This is a genomic window from Marinobacter sp. DS40M6 (genome assembly GCF_028581595.1).
Classification (GTDB): domain Bacteria; phylum Pseudomonadota; class Gammaproteobacteria; order Pseudomonadales; family Oleiphilaceae; genus Marinobacter; species Marinobacter salarius.
This window is the reverse complement of sequence record NZ_JAFCAE010000003.1, coordinates 62,349-85,254: the sequence shown is the minus strand read 5'-3', so window position 1 is coordinate 85,254 and position 22,906 is coordinate 62,349. Positions and strand designations below refer to the sequence as shown.

Here is a 22,906-nt window from a genome sequence, read left to right as displayed (position 1 = left end):
ACGCATACACGCATAGAGGGGCAGACCAGTGGCTGTAGAAAAACTAGAATTCATTGAACGCCGGCTTGGTGTAAGCGGAAAACTCCTGATAGCACCTGTTTTCATTCTGCTTTTGTTCGCCCTCGTCACCTTTTACAGCATCCGGGAATTTCAGAGCCTTGATGCGCGAATGGATACGGTGGCAAGGGATCTGGCACCGGAAACCGCCGTTGCGACCGGTGTGCTTATCAACCTTTACACCATGAGACTGAGAGTCTTCGACTACTACGCCACCGGTAACGAAGACATCCTGGCCCGCTTCGAGCAGTTGGAGACAGATTTCTTCAGGGAGTTGTCGGCAGCGCAACAGACGATCAAAAGTGCCGACCGTGTGCAACTGGTTGCAGAGATCGAAGAGGCGACTTTGCAGTACGCGAATGTCTTCAAAAGCGAACTGGTGCCCGCCAAGCAGCAAGTAAAAAATATCATTGCCGACGAACTGGACCAGTACGGCCCCACAGCATCAGAGGCACTGCGCAGGGCCATTGATGGCGTTACCAACAGAGAACCGGATAGCCGGTTGCGCGTCGTTCTGGAACAGCTGATTCACGATACCCTCATGATGCGAATGGCCTCACAGCGCTTCTTTGCCGATGGCGACGAATCCTCGGAAACTGCATTGGGTTATGCCATGGAGGATATTTCCGATGCGCTCGAGTTTCTGGACATGGATTCGGTCCCCGACTACGTCAGGCAGTATTTCGATACCGCGATAGCGGCACTCGAGAAGTACCAGGCTTCGGTCAACGAGCTGCTGGTTCAGCAAAAGGCGATGATCCGAACAAAGGAAGACAGGCTTGACGTACTCGGCCCCCAAATCACTGACATGGCGAGGAATCTTGAGAAAGAGGTTTTTGCCTCCCTCGAAACCGTGGCCGACGAGGCGGAAGCAGAGACCGAGACGGCACTCAACCTGACACTCGCCGCATTCGTTGCGTCTGTCGTTCTGGGCCTGGTGGTCGCCCTGCTGATGAGCCGTATGATGGGTAACAGCGTCAAGCGTGCCCGGTCAGAAATTCTGGGTTACCTGGAAAACATTGGAAATAACGAAGGCGACGTTTCTACCCGGCTGACCAAGGGCCGCCCTGACGAAATTGGCGATTTCATCTCAGCGGTCAATGCCTTCCTGGAAACCCTGGAAGACATCATTTCCCGGATTGTCGCGTCGTCCCGGCGTCTCAGTACGGAATCTGAGTCATTGTCTGGCATTACAAACAGCACCACTGCCAATGCCGAACAACAACGGGACCAGGTGACTCAAGTTTCGGCGGCGATGCAGGAAATGGTCTCCACCTCCGACGAAATCGCGTCCAACACCAGTGACACAGATGAATCCGCACGCCAGGCCGCCGAGCTGGCAGGAACCGGCCAGGAAACGGTGTCGACCGCAGTTAAATCCGTTTCCCGACTCGCAGAACAGGTCGAGGCAGGGTCAAAGCGCATCCAACGGCTTGAGCAGGAATCCGGTGAGATCGGTAACGTACTGGACGTTATTCAGGCTATCGCAGAACAAACCAACCTCCTCGCCCTCAATGCCGCCATCGAAGCAGCACGTGCGGGAGACGCAGGCCGTGGGTTTTCGGTGGTTGCTGATGAGGTCCGAGGGCTTGCCAAGCGGGTTCAGGATTCAACGGTCGATATCGAGCGAATCGTCTCGAATCTGCAAAGCGGTGCCGCCGGCGCGGTGGTTGATATGAGCAAGGCCAAACAGATGGCCTCTGAAGCCAGTGAAGAAGCCGGCAAGTCTGGCGCTGCCCTGTCAGAAATCATGGCGGCCGTAAACCGGATTGTGGATATGACAACGCAGGTTGCAAGTGCCACTGAGCAACAGCGGGCGACCGCTGCTGAGATGACTCAGAACGTGGAGGCCAGTAGTAGTGCCATCGACAAGCTCACCGACGATATTGCCCACGTTAACCAATCCAGCAATTCCCTGGCGGAGATGGCGGAAGACCTTAACGGCCTGGTGCGTCGCTTTAAAACGTCAAACTAGGACCCTTTTCCGCTTGTGTTAACTGCGTCATGGGCGACATGTTCAATTACTGATACTTTCAATACTCAAACAATAGCTATAAATACAGCGTATCAGGGAGAGATTCACCCATGAGCCATTCACGTTTTACCAGGATGCCCGGCTTTCTTGCGGCGCTGACGGTGTCCTTTTGTGCAGTCGCTCAGGCCGATCCTGCCGACACCATCTTTGCTGCTGAAAATGCCCTCTACGGTGCTGGCTATGATATTGGCAAGGCCGATGGGTGGATGGACGACACCCTGCGCTCGGCCATCCGGAAGTATCAATCCGGTCGAGAGGGGTTGCAGGCCACTGGCGATCTGGACCCACAAACGTTGTCTGCCCTGGGAATCGCCGTTAAGGATGGCGATGCCGTGACTGGCAACAGCGCGCGAAGCCGTGAGGGGGCAATGGCTGACGCGGGAATCAGCAAGCAGCGTTTCGGGTCACCCAGTGCAAAACAACCCATTGCAGCTGCGCCTGAACCGGAGGTTAAGCCGGAGCCAGTGCCAGTATCGACTGAAGCGCCAACCTTGGAAGAAGAATCAGCACCTGCTCCGGAGACCATCGTAGCAACAAACGATAAGCCGGTGATTCAGCCCGAAACGGAATTAGCTCAAGATTCAAAGCCTAAACCTCAAATCGCAGAGGAACCTGAAACCGAACCCGTTGCAGTTGCGGCTGTTGAAGAGCCCTCAATTGTTGAAGAGACATCAACGGTCGAAGAGCTCTCAACCGTTGATGCAGAACCTTCCGTGGCTCTCAATGTGCCTTCCGAGGCGACCGAAGAGACATCAACGGATGTTGACTACCAGTTGCCAGAAGAACCGACGGCTTCTGGCAATCCGGAGATTTCGGAGTCATTGCAGGCAACGAGTTCGACCTCAGACAACACTTCGGAATCCACCACTGTCGCGAAAAGCAGTGGCGGTTTTTTCAGCTCGTTATTCGACTTCCTCTTCGGCTGGCTGATCTGAGGACATACGCGTATTCCGAAATGCGTTGGATTAGCTCACACTGGGCGGCCTTGTTTCAAATTTACTGACTTGCAGCCAAGGCCAACCACCCCATGCCCTCTCAATTGCAGGAAGCTCCCTACTCTCCCGCCAGGATTACACTGATCATATTCTCACTCGCCATGGGCGGGTTTGGGATAGGTACGGGAGAGTTTGCCATCATGGGGCTGATGCCCGGCGTTGCCGCGGATCTGGGGGTTACGGAACCACAGGTCGGCCACTTGATCAGTGCGTACGCGCTGGGCGTTGTCGTGGGAGCGCCGCTCCTGGCCATTGGCGGTGCCAGGCTTTATCGGCGGCACCTGCTGATCCTGTTGATGTCGTTCTACGCGCTGGGAAATATTGCCAGTGCCCTGGCGCCGGGGTACGGATCACTTCTGGTGTTCCGGTTCATCGCCGGCCTCCCCCATGGCGCCTATTTCGGTGTTGCCGCCCTGGTTGCCGCCTCACTCGTACCTTTTAACAAACGCGCCAAGGTCGTGAGCCTGGTCATGATGGGGCTTACCCTCGCGCTGTTGATCGGAAACCCACTGGCAACGATTCTTGGGCAACATCTGGATTGGCGGTATGCCTTTGGGTTTGTGGGTGCTATCGCAGCCCTTACCGGATTGATGATTGTTCTTTTCCTGCCTCTCAATCGACAAGAGGAACGGCAAAGCCCATTCTCGGAAATCCGGGCGTTCAATCGCCCGGAAATCTGGTATCCGCTCGCCATCGGCTCCATCGGGTTTGCCGGCATGTTTTGTGTATTCAGCTATATGGCTCCAACATTGTTGGAAGTCACCGGGGTCAATCCCTTCTGGATTCCAATCGCACTCGCGGTCTTCGGGCTCGGAGGATTCGTTGGCAACATCCTCGGAGGTTGGCTGTTTGATCGCCTCCAGTTCCGCAGCGTTGGCTGGATGTTGTTGTGGAGTATCAGCATGCTGCTTCTGTATCCCTACGCCACAGAAACCATCTGGACCATGCTGGTGATGTGCTTCCTGGTCGCCTTGATGGTTGGCCTTGGGCCCGCGCTGCAAACCCACCTGATGGACGTGGCGCACGGTGCCCAGACACTGGCCGCCGCCTCTCACCACGCAGCGTTCAACGTGGCCAATGCTCTTGGACCCTGGCTGGGCGGGATGGCTATCAGTGCCGGCCTTGGATGGCAGTCCACAGGGTATGTTGGTGCCACAACCGCCGTTGCCGGGCTCGCGATATTTCTATTGGCATGGCGTCAGCAGTCCGGCCCAGAGCGTGTCGACGACGACGTTGCGCTTAGCCAGGATTCCTGACCGCGTTGCAGGTTTTGCGTTCACGGGTGGCGCCGTTTGCCAGTACAACACCTATCAAGAGCAGCACCACGCCACCCCACACGGCCCAACCATAAGACTCACCAAAGAAAACGATCCCGAACAATAGGCCAGCGGGTGTAATCACGAACCCCAGTTGGCTGAGAAACGTTGGCGATGTCCGCTTCTGTAAGTGAAAGAAGCCGCGATAACTGATCGCAGTCAGGACAGACTGAACGGCCACAATGGTCCAGAGATCCATCCCGCTAATAAGCAGCGAATGTGCGCCCCCAGTCACCACGACCACCAGTAAAATCAGTACGGCACCGGCGAGAAGCATTCCAGGGGCCAGCTGCTCTGGAGTAGCCCCTTTCGGCCAGTGAGACGTGCGATACACATTGCCAATAGCGAGGGACAGCGGAAGCAACATACCTAACAGCAGCCATGGCAGCGAGTCCGGATTGATGCCCGCCGGATTGGGCGACAGAATCCAGACACAACCGGCAACGCCCAGACTCAGCCCAATGGACTTTTTCCTGCTCAGTGTTTCCATGCCCAGAATGACGGAGATCCCGTAGGTGGCAAGGGATGGCAGCGCATAGAGAGTCGCCGTCAGGCCGGACCCAATATTCGCAACAACAATGAAGGCCAGCGCATTGGGTACGGCAATGGCGGTCAGTCCGCTGATGCCAAAGTATTGAAACAGGGGCCTGCTGAATCGCACCGGGGAACCCCGGCGACCGCAGAGAACCAGCAGGATACCGCCACCCAAAGCCTGCCAGAAGGCGTACGCCAGTGGTGTCATGCCGATGTCCATGGCGGCCCTGGAAAGCGGCAGCATCAGGGCAATCAGTACGCCAACGCCCAATAACAGAAGCATGGATGTTACATCGGGTTGATGAGATGCGGTACTCGTATGTTGTTTCATGGTTTTTTCTCCGTTAGTTGCGAGCCCTATCATCCCGATGCGGCGACTGCGGATCACCACACGTTTCGTGAAAACTGCTTTGCCGATTTGCGCATCGATTCCCCGAAACTCATCGTTTAGTGTCAGCAGTCAACCAACCACCAAAACCGACACAGGAAGACTGTTATGGATTTTCTGGAAGCCCTGGAATGGCGTTACGCCACAAAACGCATGAATGGCAAATCTCTCCCGGAAGGCACACTGGAGAGAATACTGGAGGCCACACGATTGGCGCCGTCCTCTTATGGGTTGCAACCCTACACCATCAAAGTCATCAGCGACCGCTCGCTGCTTGAGCGCATCCATGAAGACGCTGCACCGCAACCACAGGTCAAGGAATGCTCCCACCTGTTGGTGTTTGCGACCAAGACGGATCTGGATGACTCAACGGTTGATCATTACATCGAGCTGGCGGCGACAGAGAGAGGGGTTGCGATTGCCGATCTGAACGGGTTCGCTGACGCTATCAAAGGTACCATCAATGGTTTGGAAACGGCCGCTGACAAGCAGGCCTGGGCCGCAAAACAGGCATACATTGCCCTGGGCTTTACCCTTGCCGCCGCCGCTATAGAGCGTGTCGATGCCTCGCCGATGGAAGGCTTTGATCCAGCCGCCCTCGATCGCGTCCTGCGATTGAACGAGGATAATCTGAGCAGCGTGGTCATTGCAGCATTGGGGTACCGTGATACGGCGGAGGACCGGATGGCGAACATGCCAAAGGTGCGCAGACCCCTGTCCCAACTGATTCAAAGGGTCTGATCAACAGGCCCGATAGAAATCAGCCACACACCGGCGCTTGCCTGTATAATTCCCTCATCAATCAAGATCTGATGTGGAGCGCCGGCATGGATCGCCTCAAGGGGGTGGAGTATTTCAAGCGAATTTACGAGCTGGGCTCGTTTACGGCTGCTGCCGACGAGTTCCAGTGCTCGAATGCAGTTATATCCAAGTATGTCCGGTTCCTCGAATCCTGGACGGGCTCTAAGCTGATCAACCGCAATACCCGTACGATCAGCTTTACGGACGAAGGCGAGCGATTCTACACCTATTGCCTTTCTATCATTGAGCAGACCAGCGAAATGCTCGATTCCGTTGCTGATACCGGCGATCTGTCGGGCGAGTTGGTTATTGCCAGCCCGGTTTCCTTGTCCATCAAGGTTCTCAGCCCGTTAATTCTCCAGTTCAAGAAAGAACACCCGTCGCTGTCCCTTCGGCTACAGATGAGCGACCAACTCACCGATCTGGTTGGAAGCGGCGTTGATGTGGCCATTCGAGGGATAGAAGCACCGGAAGACTCATCGCTTGTTGCAATGCGGTTGGGGGCGCTCGATCGTATTCTGGTGGCGTCACCAGGTTATCTGGCCGAGGCAGGTGTGCCCACCACGATCGATGATCTGCCTTCCCATCAATGCCTTGTGTACAGCATGAGCCCAGATGCAAAGCGATGGGAGTTCCTGCTCTCGACTGGCTCGGGCCAGACAAAATCTGTCAGCGTCGCCGGTCCGCTGGTTGCGGACAACTCCATGATGTTAATCGAGGCGGTAAAAGAGGGGCTGGGCATCGCAATGGTGCCTCGCGACTATGTGGCCGCGGAACTTGGAGCCGGCACGCTTCAGCATTTAAAGCTTGGCGCGGAGCCGGTACCCCGCTCGATCTACGCAATGTATTCGGATCGGCGGTACCTGCCAAGGCGTGCCAGAGAGTTCATCCAGTTTCTAAGGATGTCTCTATAGTCATCTGTTTTATAACAGATCAGAACTTCCAGAACGGTGTATCCAGACGCTGTGCAACAAGCTCAGGTGGGTAACCAACGTCCTTCAGAAGACGGGGTTCCATGGTCAGGACCAGGTGGAGGAAGTTACGCTTCATTCTCCACCCTTTGTACAGTGATGCGGCTCTTTTCATTTCAATCATCCATCTATCGATAACAACAAAGGGTTAAACCGTAATCGGTTTTAAGTAGTTACCTATTTTATGGATGATTCCTGTCCGGCCCCATACTTGGAAACCACTACGAGGCCTTGTTTTGGGGCCTTTGAGCCTAGCAACTTGTACCTATGCCGCCCCGTTCGACTTCTTTACAAGCGTCTTATACAGATCATCTTTCAGTTGCAGTCGCTGTTGTTTCATCTGGTGCAACTGATCGTCTCCGATCGGGGCATCCCTGCGTTCCAGGCCTTCGATTTCCTGGTCCAGCTCTGCGTACTGCCGAAAATGGTGCTGGAACGTCGGGTCGTTCTTTCTCAGTTCGTCGATCAATTCGCCAAACTGGGGGAATTCGTTATGAAGTTCGTGGTTGGAAATGCCCATTACCTCGTCTCCTTCTTTTCGCAGAGTGGTTAGTCAGGATGCCATTCATCATCGGGAGTTGTGAACCGTTAAAACGTTATAAAGCAGCTCCCTATAAATCCGAATCAAGCCGCTCCAATCCGAGAGTAGCTTTAAACTCAAGATACTCGTCACGATAGACAATGGCACCGAGAGCCATCGCAGCCTTGGTGGCCATGCGATCAAAGCTCTCCCGGATCAGTCGTGGGATCCTGGCTTTTGGTCTCACGCTGGCCGTTTCAATCAGCACGGCGCCCATAACGAGCAGTGCATCAATTCGACGGTTATCACGGTCGCCATCCATTATGTGGCGGGCGACCGATTGCGCATCGTTCAATATCACCTTCTCGTCGGCGTTCAGTGTGGCGCCGTCGAACGCCATAAAGCTTTGATAGCGACGTGCCCGCTTCAGCATGAAGGCCTCGCGCACTGCAGGGTCCGGTTTGCCGGAATCTGGTTTGGTGTTGAGAAGTCCGTGAAGACGGAAATCCACCTCCCCCGCTTCCCGTTTTTGTTCGAAGACGTGCTTGATATCTGCTCGCGCGATATCGGACGTGGTTTCCAGGGCCTCGGCGATCACGGCATCGAACGTGGTTTTCTCGACCACATCCAGGACGCGCCGAATGGTATGGATAGATTTCATAAGCTCCGGCCACAGGCGCGGGTCCGCCTGACCAGGTTCGTCCGGCATCCTGCTTTCGAGGGCCCGGGCGCAGAAAAACGCCTTTTCAACGTCACGAATCGCAATGCCCGGTTCGTTCGCAATCCATTTGACGCCATAGTCATTGAGGTCTTCAATCAGGCTTGAGGTGAGAATAAGCAGGTAATACTTCATACCGAGGGGAAGGTCTGTCATCAGCAGCACTCCTTCACAACAAGAGTTCCTGTCTACAGGTATAGCTGATTACAGGCTGAGTACCAGCTTTTCCGGGGTATCTCCAGCTCATCTTTGACAAAACGCTAATAGCTGGGGGCGATCAATAGGGTATAGGATGATTGAAAGAATCTGAGTATTGATCCGTTCACCTGAGGAAACTAGCACATGACGTACGCGCGAATTGTCGGCACGGGCTCCTATCTGCCCGAAAATGTCATGACAAACGAAGACATGGAGAAAATCGTCGACACCAGCGACCAGTGGATTCGTGAGCGTACCGGCATTGAGCAACGACACATCGCTGTAGAAGGTGAAACCACCGTCGATCTTGCTGAAAAAGCATCCCGCAGGGCCATTGAAGCCGCCGGACTTCAGCCTGCCGACATTGACCTGATTGTGTTCGCCACATCCACCCCTGACAAGATCTTTCCCAGCTCGGCGTGCATTCTACAGGCGAGACTCGATATCCATGGCTGCCCGGCTTTCGATATCCAGGCTGTTTGCAGCGGGTTTGTCTATGCGTTATCGGTTGCTGACAAGTTCATCAAAACCGGCAGCAGCAAGAAGGTTCTGGTGGTTGGCGCAGAGCTGTTCTCCCGCATTCTGGACTGGGAAGACCGAGGCACCTGTGTGCTGTTCGGTGACGGTGCCGGCGCCGTAGTGTTGGAGGCCAGCGAGGAAACCGGCATTCTCTCGACCCACATCCATGCTGACGGCAAATACGAAGACCTGCTCCACGTACCCTTTGGTATTGGCGATGGCTTCGACCAGGTTCGGGCCGGCAAAGGCCATGTCCACATGAAGGGCAATGAAGTGTTCAAGATTGCCGTGAACACCCTGGGCAGAATTGTGGACGAAACCCTGGAAGCCAACCAGATGAAGAAATCCGATGTGGACTGGCTGGTACCGCACCAGGCGAATTTGAGGATTATCGCGGCCACGGCTCGCAAGCTGAACATGTCCATGGACCAGGTGGTGGTGACCGTCAACAAGCACGGTAACACCTCTGCTGCGTCAATTCCGCTGGCGCTGGACGTTGCCGTTCGCGATGGTCGCATCCAGAAAAATGAGGTGCTTCTGCTGGAAGCCTTTGGCGGCGGGTTTACATGGGGTTCTGCGTTAATCCGGTTCTGACCATCTACCGCAAGTCGCGTCAGACGTATACTCTACCCGGTATCCGAATTCCCAAAATAACGTCAAAGGGAAGATTCCGTGAACGAGAGTGTCCGCAGTACCACACCGTCTGTGATCATCATTGGCACCGGTTTTGGCGGCCTGTGCATGGCCATCCAGCTCCGGAATGCCGGAATAGAAACCTTTACCCTCCTGGAAAAGGCGTCCGGGGTTGGAGGCACCTGGCGAGATAATACCTACCCCGGTGCGGCCTGTGATGTTCAGTCTCACTTGTACTCCTTCTCCTTTGAGCCCAAACACGACTGGTCAAGAAAGTTCGGATTGCAGCCGGAAATTCTTGATTATATGCAGCACTGCGTTGAGAAATATGATTTGGCGGGGCATATTCAGTTTAATAAGGAAGTCGCCAGCGCGGTTTTCAACGAAGCCACCAACACCTGGACCGTCACCACTACTGACGGAGAGTCTCAGACAGCCGATATCATTGTCACCGCTACCGGCCAGTTGAATCAGCCAGCATGGCCAAATATTCCCGGCCTGGATACCTTTGCAGGCACGACGTTCCATTCCGCCCGTTGGGACCATAACTACGACCTGAGCGGCAAGAATGTTGGCGTGATTGGCACCGGTGCCAGCGCCATTCAATTCGTGCCGGAAATAGTGCCAAAGGTAAGAGCTCTCAGCCTTTTCCAGCGCTCCGCTGCCTGGGTGCTGCCGAAACCCGACCGACCGTTCTATAAATGGGAGCAGGCACTATTCCAGAAGATTCCGGCCTGGGACCGCATCTACCGCTCCCTGATCTATTGGAAGAATGAAAGCCGCGCCCTGGCGTTCACCCGCTTTAACAGCTTGCTCGAGCTTTTTGCCTGGCAGGCAAAGCGCTTTGCCAAACATCAGGTGCGCGATCCCGAAAAGTTCAGGCACCTGATTCCGGACTACAAGATCGGCTGCAAGCGGATACTGATTTCCAACGACTGGTATTCAGCCGTTGATCAGTCTCACGTCGAGCTCGTCACCACTGGTATAGAGCGTGTCGTGGAGGAAGGCCTGATTACCACCGACGGCGCTCTGCACCGGTTGGACACGATAATCCTGGGGACCGGATTTGCGGCTTCGGATTTCCTGTCACCGATGGAGATCACCGGCCGCAACGGCGCGTCGCTCAACCAGGCTTGGGCCACTGGATCGGAGGCCTACAAGGGCATTACGGTGTCCGGGTTTCCCAACCTTTTCATGCTCTACGGGCCCAACACAAACCTCGCCCACAACAGCATTGTGTACATGCTGGAGTCCCAGGTCCGGTATGTGCTGGGTTGTATCAATACATTGAGCGCAACACCCGGCACGGCTATGGATGTAAAACCAGATCGGCTTAAAACGTTCTCGGAGGGCGTTCAGACAAAGCTTAAAGACAGCGTTTGGGAATCCGGTTGCCATTCCTGGTACCTGGACAGCGATGGCAAGAACACGGTGAACTGGCCCGGTTTCACCTTCACTTACCGCAAGGCCACGCGGGAGGTGAACCCGGACGACTACGAGTTCCTGCAACCTTCCGTTTAGCCTCTCCTTGCTCCCTCCAGGCTTGTCCATTTGACAGCCCGGACATATTCATAGGATGATTGGGTCATCATTTATCAGGATCTTAAACATGCAGCTCGCCAGAATCTCCAAGGGCTCTCTCGTCGAAACCGCCATAGAAAGCCTGCGCCAGGCCATTGAAAAAGGCCACTGGGCGATTGGCGAACGGCTGCCCGTTGAAGCGCAACTGTCGGAGTCCCTCGGCGTGAGCCGTAACACCGTTCGTGAAGCGGTCAGGGTCCTGGTGCATGTCGGCATGCTGGAGACACGTCAGGGGGATGGCACCTACGTTCGAGCCACAAAGGATGCAGGAGAAACCCTGCGGAGAATCAACCGGGCCCAGTTAAGAGACAAGCTCGAAGTACGGATCATGCTGGAAACCGAGGCTGCGAAGCTCGCTGCGGAACGCCGGGACGCCAAGGACCTGGACAGAATGACGCTCGCCCTGGATGAGCGGGCGAAAGCCGGTGACGATGTTGAAAGCCGAATCCGTCACGATTATGCGTTTCATACATCCCTGGTCGCAGCGTCACACAACCCTGCCCTGTCGGAACTGTACGACTATTTTGCCAATTCGGTGGCACAGACCATTGAACTGACCGAGCTCGATTCAGGACTTCCTGAACCTTCCCAGGAGGATCATGAACTGCTACTCGCCGCGATCCGACGACAGGACTCCGTTAAGGCGGAAACTCTTTCGAGGGCGCTGCTCCAGCCGAGCCTTAAAGCCTTGGGGAAGAAGCATCCATGAAATTCAGGCTCGATACCTTCACGCTATTGCTGTTAGGTGCGATTGTCCTTGCCACGTTCCTGCCGGTGCGTGGTGATGCCGCCAACGCCCTGGCAACTGCAGGCACTGTGGCCGTGGCACTCCTGTTTTTCCTTCATGGCGCGGCGCTTTCACGTGAACAGATCGTAGCCGGGGCCACCCATTGGCGCCTGCACATCATCATTACCGCTTTCACCTTTGTTTTCTTTCCCCTCGTGGCATTACCCATCAATGAAATCAGTCGTTTTGCGCCTCAGTGGATGCCGCCTGATCTGGGGCTGGGATTCCTCTATCTGGGTGTGCTGCCGTCGGCCGTTTCTTCCTCGATTGCCTATACCGCCATGGCCAAGGGCAATGTGCCTGCCGCCATCTGCAGCGCTGCTGCATCCAATGTCTTTGGCATGATGCTGACACCATTTCTGCTGTTACTGTTGGTGAGCACGTCGGGCGACGGTGGCTTTTCGGTGGCGGAGGCGCTCAAAGACATTGTGCTACAACTGCTTCTTCCGTTTGCGGTTGGCCACGGCCTGCGCCCCTTGTTGGGTGGTTTCCTGGCTCGGAATGAAACGCTCACCTCCCGCTATGACCAGTGTGTGATCTGGCTGATCGTGTATTCCGCCTTTTCCCATTCGGTCGCGAGTGGCCTGTGGCAGAACCTGCCGTTGAAGGCGATTCTGCTGGCCATCGTGCTGTGCTTCGCGCTGCTGGGATTTTTTATGGTACTGGCGATGTTTGTGGTTCGCCGGCTTGGATTCAGCCTGGAGGACGAGGCCGCCGTGGTATTCTGCGGCTCAAAGAAGAGTCTGGCGTCCGGCCTGCCCATGGCCAAGGTGCTGTTCTCCGGACACCCCGGGTTTGGCATGATCGTGCTGCCGATCATGTGCTACAACCAGATTCAGGTCATTGTGGGAGCCATGCTGGCTCAGGCGTATCGCCGCAGGATTGAGGCCGCGTCAGCCGCCGCCCCCCATACCACTGAATAAGGTAGCCAATACAGCCAGGCCGACGATCCAGCCGATGACCGCTGGCCAGAAGTTAACCATCTGGGGCGGCAGTTCTTCCTGCGGCTCTTGATCCCCCGCTGACTTTTCCGCCTCCATGTCGTCCTCGTCAGCGTCGTGGGCATGTGCATCCCGCAAGCTATACCAGTCGAACCACCCCGCCAGAAACTGCACAACCGGCGCCGGGAAGCTGCCGTTTTCCGCCATCGGCCGAACCTGAGGTTCCAGCGCGTCGGCAATTTCCTTGCGAACATGAGGCTGATCTGCAGGAGGCTCTCCAAGAATGGCTTTCCAGATCTGCGCGTCCTTGCTGCGACTTGAATCATTCAGCAAGGCTCGGACCTGGATAACCACCTCTCGTACCACCTGTCGTTCCGAGGCATCCAACTCCTGGTCCTCCTGCCTCACTGCCGCAGGGGTCTCAGCAACCTGAGGCCGCCTTTCATTACCGGCATCGGATGGACTGTTGTCCGTTTGCGGTTCCCCGCCCGTTGCTTCCTTGAAAGCCCGCCGCAGTCGTTCAAGCTCCTCACCGGAGGCGAACTTTTCCTGCCGCTCATAAGCCGCCCGGATACGGGCATGATCACCGGTGGGCTCGATACCCAATACTTCCCAACAATTCATAGAGTTGTAACTCATTCATCAGACTTTCATTAAATTTTAGAGAGACAAATGTAATCTGGTCACCTAGGATATGAAAAAAGCGTTCATCATAAAAAAATCCCACACTCGGCAAAGTATAAAACGACACTCATGTCCGTTACGACCTATCTCATTAAAATTCCGGGGCTTGTTCGTCCTGACACCTATCGCAATCGCCTGATGTCGGTGTTTGCGGGCACGTTCATCGCCGTTGTTCCGGTGGTAGCGGCGGTGGCGGAGGAAAACAACGAACAAACCTTCGAGCTGGCAGCGCTTGGCGATTCACCGGAAGCCTTTGAAATGGATTCCAGAATTCCAGAGGTACTGACCACAACCCGCCTCAGGCAACCGAAGTCACGTGTGCCCGGCACGACCACCATCATCACCGGCGAAATGATCCGGGATCTCGGTATCATGAACCTGGTAGAGGTGTTTCGCCTGGTTCCTGGCATGACCGTCGCCGAAGTCGGGAGCAACAACCCGGTAACCAGTTACCACGGCACTGTACATTATGAGCAGCGTCGATTGCAGGTTCAGGTTGATGGCCGTACGTCATACCGTCCTAACCTGTCCGACATGGACTGGAATACCATGCCAGTACCGCTGGAACTGATAGAACGAATTGAGGTCAGCCGCGGCCCGAACAGCGCCGCGTATGGTATCAATGCCTTCCTCGGAACCATCAACATCATAACCCGCGCGCCTGAGGATACGGCTGGTGTTGAAGCTCGCGCTATTACTGGTTCCAGAGGCTATAAGCGGGTTTTTGGTTCTGCCGGTAATGCCTCTGGCGACTACAACTGGCGCCTGGCCTATGAGAAGCGTAAATCGGACGGCTTTGATGAGCAGGAAGACGATGACATCTACTACCCTTTTCATGATGGCTATGACATCAACACCTTTAACTACGACAGCAGTTTGTTCCTGAACAGCCAATACAGTTTGGACCTGCGCGGTGGTGTGGTGGATGGCGTTAACGAGGAGGATCAGATCAAGAACGGCAAGCTCGGCGCCGATGACCATCCTGATATCATCGTCGACGACTACTATCTGCAAACCCGCCTGAACGTGACGACCTCCGAAAACCATTTCTATCATGTACAGGCCAGCTTCCAGAACTATGATCGACGGCAGCGCTGGAGCATATGCATTCCCGGGGATACTTTTGACAATATTCTTCAGGGAAACAGCTTTGATCTCGAGTCCTGTACTGCCAACGAAGTAGACCCTTTCAGGGCATACCTGAATGAAGACATCGAGGAATCCCGCCTGGAGTTCGAAATCCAGGATACCCTGTTGTTCAGTCGGGACCTGAAGCTGGTATCGGGTCTTGGTTATCGTAAGGATACCTATCGGTCTGAAACCTATTTCAATGGCCGCGGCAACAACTACCAGTCACAGGTTTTTGCGAACCTTGAGTACACACCTCTACGCTGGCTTACCCTGAATGCTGGCGGCAACTGGGAAAAAACCACCACCACGGATGAAGGCTACTTTTCACCAAGGGTGGCTGCCAACTTCATCCTGGCTAACAACCACACGCTCCGATTTGTATACTCCGAGGCGGTACGCACACCAGATGCGTTCGAACAGAACCCGGACTGGTCCTATCGCCCCAGGAATGTTCAGCCACCATACGCCTTTCTTGAAGGACAACGATTCCTGGTCGAAAATCTGGTCGACCCAGCCACGTCGACGTATGGCAAAACACTTGAAGAAGAGCGCATAACCTCTCGGGAAATAAGCTATTTTGGCCAGTATTATCTGGATAGTTCCACCTTGTCACTGGAAGTTCGCTATTTCAACGACAAGCTTCGGGACATGATCAGCGGTATCATCAACGAAGAAGACTGGACCATCGACAACAATGTCGCGCTCGATCAGAAAGGCTTTGAGGTAGAGGCGTCACTGGACTTTCCCGGTACAAAACTGAGGATGAGCTATGCTTATCTGGATCAGGATGGCCGCTATACCGGCGCCAATGATCGCGATGCCGGCGACAAACAATACGCCATTGACCTGTTGGGGCGGTTGTCGGTCAGGCATTCAGGAAGTTTTGCGTGGATACAGGATCTGCCTTTCAACCTGACCTCGTCAGCGGCGTTCTATTTTGCGGATGAGTTCCGGCGCTCACATTTCGAACGTCTGGACCTGAGGCTGGCAAGGCACATTTTCAAAACCGGCTACAGCTATGAGTTTGCCGTTACCATGCAGCACTACCTGGACCGCGACGTGGATCTGAGTCCAGATAACGTCATCAAGGACCATAACCAGTTCTTCGCTGAAGTCGGCGTAAGATTCTAAAGGCACCACACGGACGATACCCGACCCTGGACGGTATGAAACCAACGTACAACACCAAAGTGGGGAATAAATCAGGCGGCCATGCCAGTCGGTGCGTCCTGGCCAGTGCCGTACTGTTCCTGCTTTTCGTGTTGTCCATGCCTTTGCAGCCTGTTTACGCGCAATCCTCTTCGGGGGCCCAGGTGTACCTGGCCGGTTCCGAGAACTCCGCACTGAATCGCCGCATGCTCTCCCTTCTTAAGGAGGCCCTGGGCAGTGGCATCAACATTCGCTCCTTCAATAGCGGCCAGGCGTCTCAGGACCAAACCACACCCGTTATTACGCTCGGACCAGAAGCCTTTACCCGAGTCCGGCAAGGGAATCGTGACGTACCCATCCTGGCTCTGCTTGTGGATCAATCATTTATCAAAGGTTATGCAGAGCGCTCTGAAGGTTCGGTTTCCGGCATATTGTACAATCCCCCTTTAATCAGGCAGGCCGTCGCTGGACAGGAAATCCTGCCTCATGCCACCCGGGTGGCGATGCTTGCCCGCCCCGAGACCGTCGAAATCTACGAATCCCTGGTTGAAAAACTTCCAGCTTACGGGCTCCAGGCACGAGTATTTGTCGTCAGTTCCGACAACGACCTGATACCAACGCTCATTCACGCGCTGAACTACGGCGACTTTATTCTGGCCGCACCGGACAGTGGTATATACAACCCCCGAACCATCAAGCACATCTTGTTGACGGCCTATCGTCGTAACCGGATTGTCATCGGCCCGAGTCAGGCTTATGTCAAAGCGGGATCGCTGGCGTCTACCTATACCCCTTTAACCGAGATTGCCAAACTGGCAGCGAATTACATAGAACAATACCGCCGCGATGGTCAGTTCCCCCCGCCCGCCTATCCCGATGTCTTCAGGATTGAGCTCAACGACCAGGTTGCGCGTTCCCTGAACATTCCGCTGCCCGACCGTCAGGAGATCATCAACTCTATTAGCGAGCGGTTAGCCGGTTCTGAGGAGGCGTCTGATGAGTAAGCGTATGGGCAGGCCAGTCTCCCTCACGCGGAAGCTTCTGCTACTGGGTGCCGCACCAGCGATCGTCATGTTTATCGTATTGATGGTGTTCTTTACGTCTGCTCGGCTTGATGACGCCCGCAAGGACCTGGCTGACAGCAGTCAGATGCTGGCTGACAGCCTGGCGCCGGCGGTTGAATACGCCGTCGTTTCGGGGAACACGGCGTCCCTGGAACAGATACTGTCGCAATCGCTGCGGCGCAGCCGCGCCCAATGGATACGCGTCTCCAACGTGGTGGGCGAAGAGGTTGGCTTTGTGTCCACGGACGACCCGGGCAATATCAGTGCCGAGGAGACCTTCGACGTCTTCGAATCTGAGATACTGCAGCAACCGCTCGATCTGGGGGAGGATCGCCAGACCGAATGGTTTGAGCCCAACTACGGATTCGGGTCAGGAGCGCTTCGCGTCGGTACTGTTCAGGTGGGCGTCAACAAAGCCCAACTCGCAGCACGCCGGCAGGATATACTCTGGACATCACTGGCGGTTGGATTTTCACTGCTGCTGTTTACGCTACTAATCGTCAAACACTCTCTAAACAGTATCGTCTCACCGATCCATGGCCTGTCCCGCCGAGTTGCAAAACTGACCAATCGGGAATACGAGGAAGTTGAGGTCGGCCTTGCCGGCGCCACTCGCGAAACCCGGGAACTGGAGGAAAGCCTCAATGCTCTCTCCAGGCATCTGAGGAACCTTAAGGCATCCCGGGACGAAACCCTGGCTTCTTCTGAAAAAGCCCGGGAACGCGCGGAGATGGCGAATCGAGCCAAATCCGAATTTCTTGCCACCATGAGCCATGAGTTACGCACACCGCTCAATGGTGTTCTGGGAATGATCGAACTCGTGACCGATGAGGCCCTGAGTGCTCGGCAAAAGGACTATCTCCAGACGGCGCGGCAGTCCACTGAGGACTTGCTGACGGTCATCAATGACATCCTGGACTATTCCCATATTGACCGGGGTACGCTGGAACTGGATAACCGCGAGTTTGACCTGAAAGAACTCATCACCAACTGCACCGCCAGCTACCGTCATGTCGCCGAGCAGCAAGGTTTGGCGCTGTCCACCAAGTTTATCGGAGACTGGCCGGATCGCCTGCTTGTGCTGGGAGACTCACCACGCCTGCGCCAGATCCTGGCGGGTCTTATCGATAATGCCATCAAATTCACAGGCGACGGCTTCATCAAAGTACAGGCTAACTTTTTCTCTGTTGAGGATAACTGCCTGGTGCTCAACTGCACCGTCAGCGATTCCGGCTGTGGCATTCCTGTCGAACGGATTCACGACATCTTTAACTCATTTGAGCAACTCGATACGGGTGATTCACGCAGTTATGGTGGAACCGGCATGGGGCTTTCGCTGGTCCAGAGACTGGTTGAGCTGATGGGCGGTCACGTCAAAGTCGAGACCGACATTGGCAAAGGGTCGCAGTTCCGCTTCGAGCTGCCCTTTGAATTGGCAAACCGGGTCGATCATGTTGAGGCCGCAGATCAGGGCCCCATCAAAACCGGAGGCGAGCAAGCCCGTGCTCTTGTGGTGGAGGACAACATGGTGAACCAAAGGGTCGCCACTGCCCTGCTACGGCGGCTGGGCTTTGAGACAGACGCTGCAGCCAATGGTGAGGAGGCACTGGAACTGGTTCGAACCAATCACTCCGGCTACGACGTTATCCTGATGGACTGCCAGATGCCGGTGATGGACGGCTATGAAACCACCCGCTGCATCCGGGAATGGGAAAAGAGCAACGGCCAGGGCGGAACTCCCATTATCGCACTGACAGCGGACGCCCTTCCGGGAACCGAGACCAGCTGTCGAGAGGCAGGCATGAACGATTACCTCGCCAAGCCGGTGAGAAAAGAAAACCTGAGAACGGTACTCAGCCGCTGGATACGGGTGTAACCAGCGGCTTTTAGCAAGATTACGCGACGGGCTCGCGCATGGTTACGAACTCTTCAGCGGAGGTCGGATGAATACCAATAGTGCTGTCGAACTGCGCTTTGGTGGCGCCAGCTTTCAGGGCAACCGCTATCCCCTGGGTTATTTCTCCGGCATCGGGCCCAACCATGTGAGCACCCAGCACCCGGTCAGTGTCAGCATCCACCACCAGTTTCATCAGTGACCGCTCATCCCGCCCACTCAAGGTATGTTTCATCGGTTTAAACTCCGACCGGTAGATACGGAGCTTATGCCCGGCTTCCCTCGCCTCTGCTTCCGTCAGGCCGACCGTTCCGATATTGGGCTGGCAGAAGACCGCCGTAGGAATGCAGGTATAGTCCATCTCGCCCTGGCCGTCCCCGAACAGTCGCCGGGACAGTACCATGCCTTGGGCAAGCGCCACCGGCGTCAGTTGCGGGGTGCCGATAACATCGCCAAGAGCTGTAATCGAGGGTACGGCGGACTGAAAGTAATCGTCCACAACCACATGGCCCGAGGCACTGAGCTGAACCCCAAGCGCCTCAAGTCCCAGGCCGTCCACCAACGCACGGCGCCCGGTCGCCGCCATCACAAGACCGGTATTCAGCCGGGAGCCATCGGTCAGGTTGACGTTGTAGTGAGTGTCCTCGCTCTCGATGGATTCGATATTGACGCCAAAGCGCAGGTCCACGCCCTTTTTCCGCATTTCCTGAGCGGTAAACTCACGAACGTCGTCATCGAAGCCCCGAAGGAACAGATCACCGCGATAGAGAAGTGTTGTCTCGACGCCAAGCCCGGCAAGAATACCGGCAAACTCCACCGCTATGTAGCCACCGCCCCAGACCACTGCCTGCCTCGGCAGTTGCGGCAGATAGAACATCTCGTTCGAGGTAAGAACACATTCCTTGCCTGGCACATCCGGGACCACGGGCCAACTGCCGGTGGCAATAGTGATATGCTTCGCGGTATAGGACCGCTCTCCCACTACCACCGTGTGAGCATCGGTCAGTGTCGCGGTGCCTTCGATAACCGTAACGCTGGCATTGGCAAGCATGCGCCCATAGATACCGTTAAGACGTTCGATTTCGGCATTTTTGTTGGCAACCAGCCTGGTCCAGTCAAAACTGACCTGATCTCCTGGCACGTTCCAGCCATAGCCCGCAGCGTCCTCGATGTCTTCACCCGCGTGGGAACCATAGACAAACAGTTTCTTGGGGACGCAGCCAACATTCACACAGGTTCCACCAAGATAGCGCGATTCCACCACAGCCACACGAGCGCCCTTGGCCGCGGACATGCGTGCCAGCCTGACACCACCGGAACCGGCACCCACAACAATAAGATCAAAATCCTGTCTGTCAGACACAGCGTCTCCTGTCTTTTTCGACAATCTGTTCGTTCAACCGGAGACCGCCGCCTGTTCGTCGGGGCGGACCTCACGGAATAGTATGTGATCCTCAAAGCTTCCCAGGCGAATGGTGCCAAGGCTCCGGAACCCTTCGGACTCGTAGAACGGAAGGTAGCGGCTGTTGCCTGTATCCAGGACAAGCCCGCTTCCCCGGGGATTTTCCGCACAGAGCTTCTCAACCGTGGATAACAGCAGTCGCCCATACCCCTTGTTCTGATAGTTCGGATTCACTCCCATCAATGGCAACTGGTGAGCCAGAGGCTGGGGTAGCATTTCCCGAATTTTCTCATGGTAATCCAGGTAACGACGGGTAGAGGCAAACCCGGCTGTCAGAACCATGCGAATGCGCCAGCTAAGCTGCTCCGCAAGGTTCAGCCGGAGCTCCGGCTCGCCAATGAAGGCAACGGCAACAAGTGTATCGTTCACCAGCACACCCACCGCATCCTGATTCAGACCAAAATAGAGATCAATCAGTTCCCGCACCGTGGCCCGCACGCGCTGCTGATAGCCAGGCCGACGATGATCAAACAGGTACTGGAACGTCGGTTCATCCCGGTACGCATGGACTAATATGGAAATCGCCTCATTTCGGGCACTTCCATCGAGTCGAACAATGACTGGCTCCTGGCTATTCTTGTTCTGTGTGCCGTCACTCATCACATGTTCTCCAGTGTCTGCCTCAAATCGTTAACGTCAGACGTACGGATACGATCCCTGGATCGTTCTGTCGGTCCATGGACGCTTGATCTATCTGAACACCGTGGCTAGTGTTCAGACGTTCCAACCAGTTGGCCACCTCGGTGAACGGTGCACCCTCGAGCCAGACGCGAATGGCGTTCTCACCACTGGGCTCGAAGCGCTGAAGCGAAAGGCCTGATTCGCTGGCACTGCGCGTCACCAGCGCCATAAGTGCTCTACCGTCTACCGGCGTATCAGAACCTGCGCCCCCCGAAGACGAGTTGGCACTGGACAGACGCTCCAATGACTGACGATTAGCCTCAAGCCACGCCAAGAGTTCAGTGGCACGCTCCCTAGACTCGACAGCTTCGTTGTGAAAACCCGTGGCAGGGCGCCAGACTCCGAAGTAGAGAATGCCGAGGAGAACGGCCACCGCAAGAACAGACAGAGCCTGCTGGTCCCTGCGAGGCAACTGGTCATACTGGGCGATGAGCTTTCCGACGGCTGGCTGCTCCTTGATCCTGTTTAACATGCCATTATCCTCCGGAAACCGTCAGACGCCCGCGGGCGCCATTGGATTCGTTAACCACCGAGCCGATCTTCGCTTCCAATCCGCGACTGGTCAGGCCATTTCTCAGGGTGCTGAGCTTGTCATAGCTGTCTGCACGCACATCGACCACAAGTTCCCCGCGATTCTGGCTGTAGTTCACCGAATTGAAGGTGACAGCGCGTGAATCGGGAATCTTCGAGTACTGTTCACCCGTGTACTTCATCAACGTGAGAAAACCGGCGTTTGGCCCTTCCGCCTGAAGTTGACGCAACTGCCCCTCAACAACCCGGCGCACGTTACCGGAATGGGTCCTGGCGTCTCCCGGGAAGGCCTCACGATAAACTGCCATCGCCTGCTCCTGGATATCATCGGCTTGCTGCTGGTAGTAGAATCCCATGCCGACTTCCACGCCAATCTGGATCACAAACCATACGCAGGCCACGGCAACCAGCGGTTTCCATGCGCCCAGCGCACTCGATTTGCCCGTGCGGATGCTGTAGGCCCCCTGGCACAGGTTGATCGGCTGGCAAAGGTGATGATGGTGGGAGTGTGCCAGCAGTTCCAGTGGCATCAGTTCCAGCGTTTCCTCGCGAACTACCAGGCGCCCTGACGATTTCAGCTCGCTCAGGTCCGCCTGCTGGTGCTCAAATTCCTGCTCAGTGCCGTAAACGGTCACCGGCACCTCGGCGACCACCTCATCAGACGGTGGAAGCGCCAGCGTCTGCGCAAACATCGCGAGATTTCGCGCATGAACACTGAGCCACTCCCCCTGATCACTGGAAAGCATGGCGGAATCGCCATCCAGGCACACCGACCAGCCGCCTTCAGTTAACGGCAGCAAGCTTGAATCCGGGTAGATCGCATCCAGCTTAAGATGATTCCAACCACTGAACATCACCACCCATTCGGCCATTTGCCCGTAGTCTATGGCCGCCACCCGAAAACCTTTCTCCGTGCGGTTACCCAGGGCCAGATGAACACTTTCGATGTCCTGGGCAACCTGCTCCTCAACCGCGTAAGGGAGCGCCTGATGAACAAATCGCGTTTGTTTGGCGGGAATGTCCGCTACGCAGAAGAGCGCCTCATCGCCGGGAATGAGACCCACCAACAGCACATTCTCGAGATCGTTCTGGGTCAGAGTCTGCTCGATGGTGTCTCGTGAATCCGCGGTTCCCCGGGCCTGGGCATCTCCACTGGCATCCACCAGCACCCAATTGTACAACTGGGCTTCCGGGTTGGCGTCGAGGTCCGCGAACGGTGGCCGTGGCCTGACGTAGAGGCGATATGACATTCTGAACAGTTTCCTTTTTCGAAACCCTCTGGGGGGTTATCGGTTCTTTTTGTAACGGTTTTCCGG

At 55.6% G+C, this 22,906-nt stretch carries 21 protein-coding genes; 12 read left to right on the top strand and 9 right to left on the bottom strand.

Annotation, left to right across the window (positions count from 1 at the left end; all coding sequences use genetic code 11):
- Window positions 1–28 precede the first annotated feature (28 nt).
- The 3 genes from JJO78_RS08030 (at window position 29) to JJO78_RS08020 (ending at window position 4,343) form a co-directional block, all read left to right on the top strand.
- The gene (locus JJO78_RS08030) at window positions 29–2,032 is read left to right on the top strand and encodes a HAMP domain-containing methyl-accepting chemotaxis protein (protein WP_085680735.1); all 2,004 of its coding nucleotides are present in this window, start codon (window positions 29–31) and stop codon (window positions 2,030–2,032) included.
- Window positions 2,033–2,142: 110 nt separating this feature from the next.
- Window positions 2,143–3,027 carry a peptidoglycan-binding domain-containing protein gene (locus JJO78_RS08025; RefSeq protein WP_273623306.1) on the top strand — a complete coding sequence of 295 codons (885 nt, stop codon included), beginning with the start codon at window positions 2,143–2,145 and terminating at the stop codon, window positions 3,025–3,027.
- Between the two features lie 92 nt (window positions 3,028–3,119).
- On the top strand, window positions 3,120–4,343 hold the full coding sequence (locus JJO78_RS08020) for an MFS transporter (RefSeq protein ID WP_051946929.1): 1,224 nt from the start codon (window positions 3,120–3,122) through the stop codon (window positions 4,341–4,343).
- Here the strand turns inward: JJO78_RS08020 and JJO78_RS08015 are convergent.
- On the bottom strand, window positions 4,327–5,268 hold the full coding sequence (locus tag JJO78_RS08015) for a DMT family transporter (RefSeq protein WP_273623304.1): 942 nt from the start codon (window positions 5,266–5,268) through the stop codon (window positions 4,327–4,329). The two genes, JJO78_RS08020 and JJO78_RS08015, sit on opposite strands and share 17 nt — an antisense overlap.
- A 165-nt stretch (window positions 5,269–5,433) precedes the next feature.
- Between JJO78_RS08015 and JJO78_RS08010 the strand changes: the two genes are divergently transcribed.
- Window positions 5,434–6,066 (top strand): NAD(P)H-dependent oxidoreductase, encoded by a 633-nt coding sequence (locus tag JJO78_RS08010; protein ID WP_075194826.1) that lies wholly within the window; start codon window positions 5,434–5,436, stop codon window positions 6,064–6,066.
- Between the two features lie 86 nt (window positions 6,067–6,152).
- Window positions 6,153–7,040: a LysR family transcriptional regulator gene (locus JJO78_RS08005; protein WP_273623302.1), complete on the top strand. Its 888-nt coding sequence runs from the start codon at window positions 6,153–6,155 to the stop codon at window positions 7,038–7,040.
- Window positions 7,041–7,059: 19 nt separating this feature from the next.
- Here JJO78_RS08005 and JJO78_RS08000 read toward each other — a convergent pair whose 3' ends face one another.
- From JJO78_RS08000 to JJO78_RS07990, 3 genes are all read right to left on the bottom strand, one after another.
- Window positions 7,060–7,212, bottom strand: a complete 153-nt coding sequence (locus JJO78_RS08000) for a hypothetical protein (RefSeq protein ID WP_167603990.1) — start codon at window positions 7,210–7,212, stop codon at window positions 7,060–7,062.
- Window positions 7,213–7,362: 150 nt separating this feature from the next.
- Window positions 7,363–7,617 carry a YdcH family protein gene (locus JJO78_RS07995; protein ID WP_036207155.1) on the bottom strand — a complete coding sequence of 85 codons (255 nt, stop codon included), beginning with the start codon at window positions 7,615–7,617 and terminating at the stop codon, window positions 7,363–7,365.
- Window positions 7,618–7,708: 91 nt separating this feature from the next.
- Window positions 7,709–8,491 (bottom strand): hypothetical protein, encoded by a 783-nt coding sequence (locus JJO78_RS07990; RefSeq protein WP_273623301.1) that lies wholly within the window; start codon window positions 8,489–8,491, stop codon window positions 7,709–7,711.
- A 186-nt stretch (window positions 8,492–8,677) separates the two neighbouring features.
- Between JJO78_RS07990 and JJO78_RS07985 the strand changes: the two genes are divergently transcribed.
- The 4 genes from JJO78_RS07985 (at window position 8,678) to JJO78_RS07970 (ending at window position 12,976) form a co-directional block, all read left to right on the top strand.
- Window positions 8,678–9,646 carry a beta-ketoacyl-ACP synthase III gene (locus JJO78_RS07985; protein WP_075194819.1) on the top strand — a complete coding sequence of 323 codons (969 nt, stop codon included), beginning with the start codon at window positions 8,678–8,680 and terminating at the stop codon, window positions 9,644–9,646.
- A gap of 78 nt (window positions 9,647–9,724) precedes the next feature.
- Window positions 9,725–11,206 (top strand): flavin-containing monooxygenase, encoded by a 1,482-nt coding sequence (locus tag JJO78_RS07980; protein ID WP_273623300.1) that lies wholly within the window; start codon window positions 9,725–9,727, stop codon window positions 11,204–11,206.
- An 88-nt stretch (window positions 11,207–11,294) separates the two neighbouring features.
- A complete protein-coding gene (locus JJO78_RS07975; RefSeq protein ID WP_273623299.1) occupies window positions 11,295–11,975 on the top strand; it encodes a FadR/GntR family transcriptional regulator in 681 nt (226 codons plus the stop codon).
- Entirely contained in the window at window positions 11,972–12,976 is a 1,005-nt protein-coding gene (locus JJO78_RS07970; protein WP_036207138.1) for a bile acid:sodium symporter family protein, read from the top strand. The genes JJO78_RS07975 and JJO78_RS07970 overlap by 4 nt, the downstream gene beginning before the upstream one ends.
- Here JJO78_RS07970 and JJO78_RS07965 read toward each other — a convergent pair.
- Window positions 12,947–13,618 (bottom strand): J domain-containing protein, encoded by a 672-nt coding sequence (locus JJO78_RS07965; RefSeq protein WP_273623298.1) that lies wholly within the window; start codon window positions 13,616–13,618, stop codon window positions 12,947–12,949. The two genes, JJO78_RS07970 and JJO78_RS07965, sit on opposite strands and share 30 nt — an antisense overlap.
- 129 nt (window positions 13,619–13,747) lie before the next feature.
- On the opposite strand from JJO78_RS07965, the gene JJO78_RS07960 reads away from it, so the two are divergent.
- From JJO78_RS07960 to JJO78_RS07950, 3 genes are read left to right on the top strand one after another with little or no spacing between them, the layout of a single operon-like run.
- On the top strand, window positions 13,748–15,940 hold the full coding sequence (locus JJO78_RS07960) for a TonB-dependent receptor plug domain-containing protein (RefSeq protein WP_273623297.1): 2,193 nt from the start codon (window positions 13,748–13,750) through the stop codon (window positions 15,938–15,940).
- Window positions 15,941–15,975: 35 nt separating this feature from the next.
- Window positions 15,976–16,962 carry an ABC transporter substrate-binding protein gene (locus JJO78_RS07955; protein ID WP_273623295.1) on the top strand — a complete coding sequence of 329 codons (987 nt, stop codon included), beginning with the start codon at window positions 15,976–15,978 and terminating at the stop codon, window positions 16,960–16,962.
- Complete coding sequence (locus JJO78_RS07950) at window positions 16,955–18,898, top strand: ATP-binding protein (protein ID WP_036207124.1); 1,944 nt, start codon at window positions 16,955–16,957, stop codon at window positions 18,896–18,898. Before JJO78_RS07955 ends, JJO78_RS07950 begins: the two co-directional genes overlap by 8 nt.
- A gap of 19 nt (window positions 18,899–18,917) precedes the next feature.
- Here JJO78_RS07950 and gorA read toward each other — a convergent pair whose 3' ends face one another.
- The 4 genes from gorA to gspL are packed head-to-tail and all read right to left on the bottom strand — an operon-like array spanning window position 18,918 to window position 22,840.
- Window positions 18,918–20,279, bottom strand: a complete 1,362-nt coding sequence (gene gorA, locus JJO78_RS07945) for a glutathione-disulfide reductase (RefSeq protein WP_273623293.1) — start codon at window positions 20,277–20,279, stop codon at window positions 18,918–18,920.
- A gap of 33 nt (window positions 20,280–20,312) precedes the next feature.
- On the bottom strand, window positions 20,313–20,978 hold the full coding sequence (locus tag JJO78_RS07940) for a GNAT family N-acetyltransferase (RefSeq protein ID WP_041334903.1): 666 nt from the start codon (window positions 20,976–20,978) through the stop codon (window positions 20,313–20,315).
- Window positions 20,979–21,000: 22 nt separating this feature from the next.
- Window positions 21,001–21,531, bottom strand: coding sequence for a type II secretion system protein GspM (gene gspM / locus JJO78_RS07935; RefSeq protein WP_091643781.1), 531 nt, complete (start codon window positions 21,529–21,531; stop codon window positions 21,001–21,003).
- Between the two features lie 4 nt (window positions 21,532–21,535).
- Entirely contained in the window at window positions 21,536–22,840 is a 1,305-nt protein-coding gene (gene gspL, locus JJO78_RS07930) for a type II secretion system protein GspL (RefSeq protein WP_273623292.1), read from the bottom strand.
- Window positions 22,841–22,906: the final 66 nt, after the last annotated feature.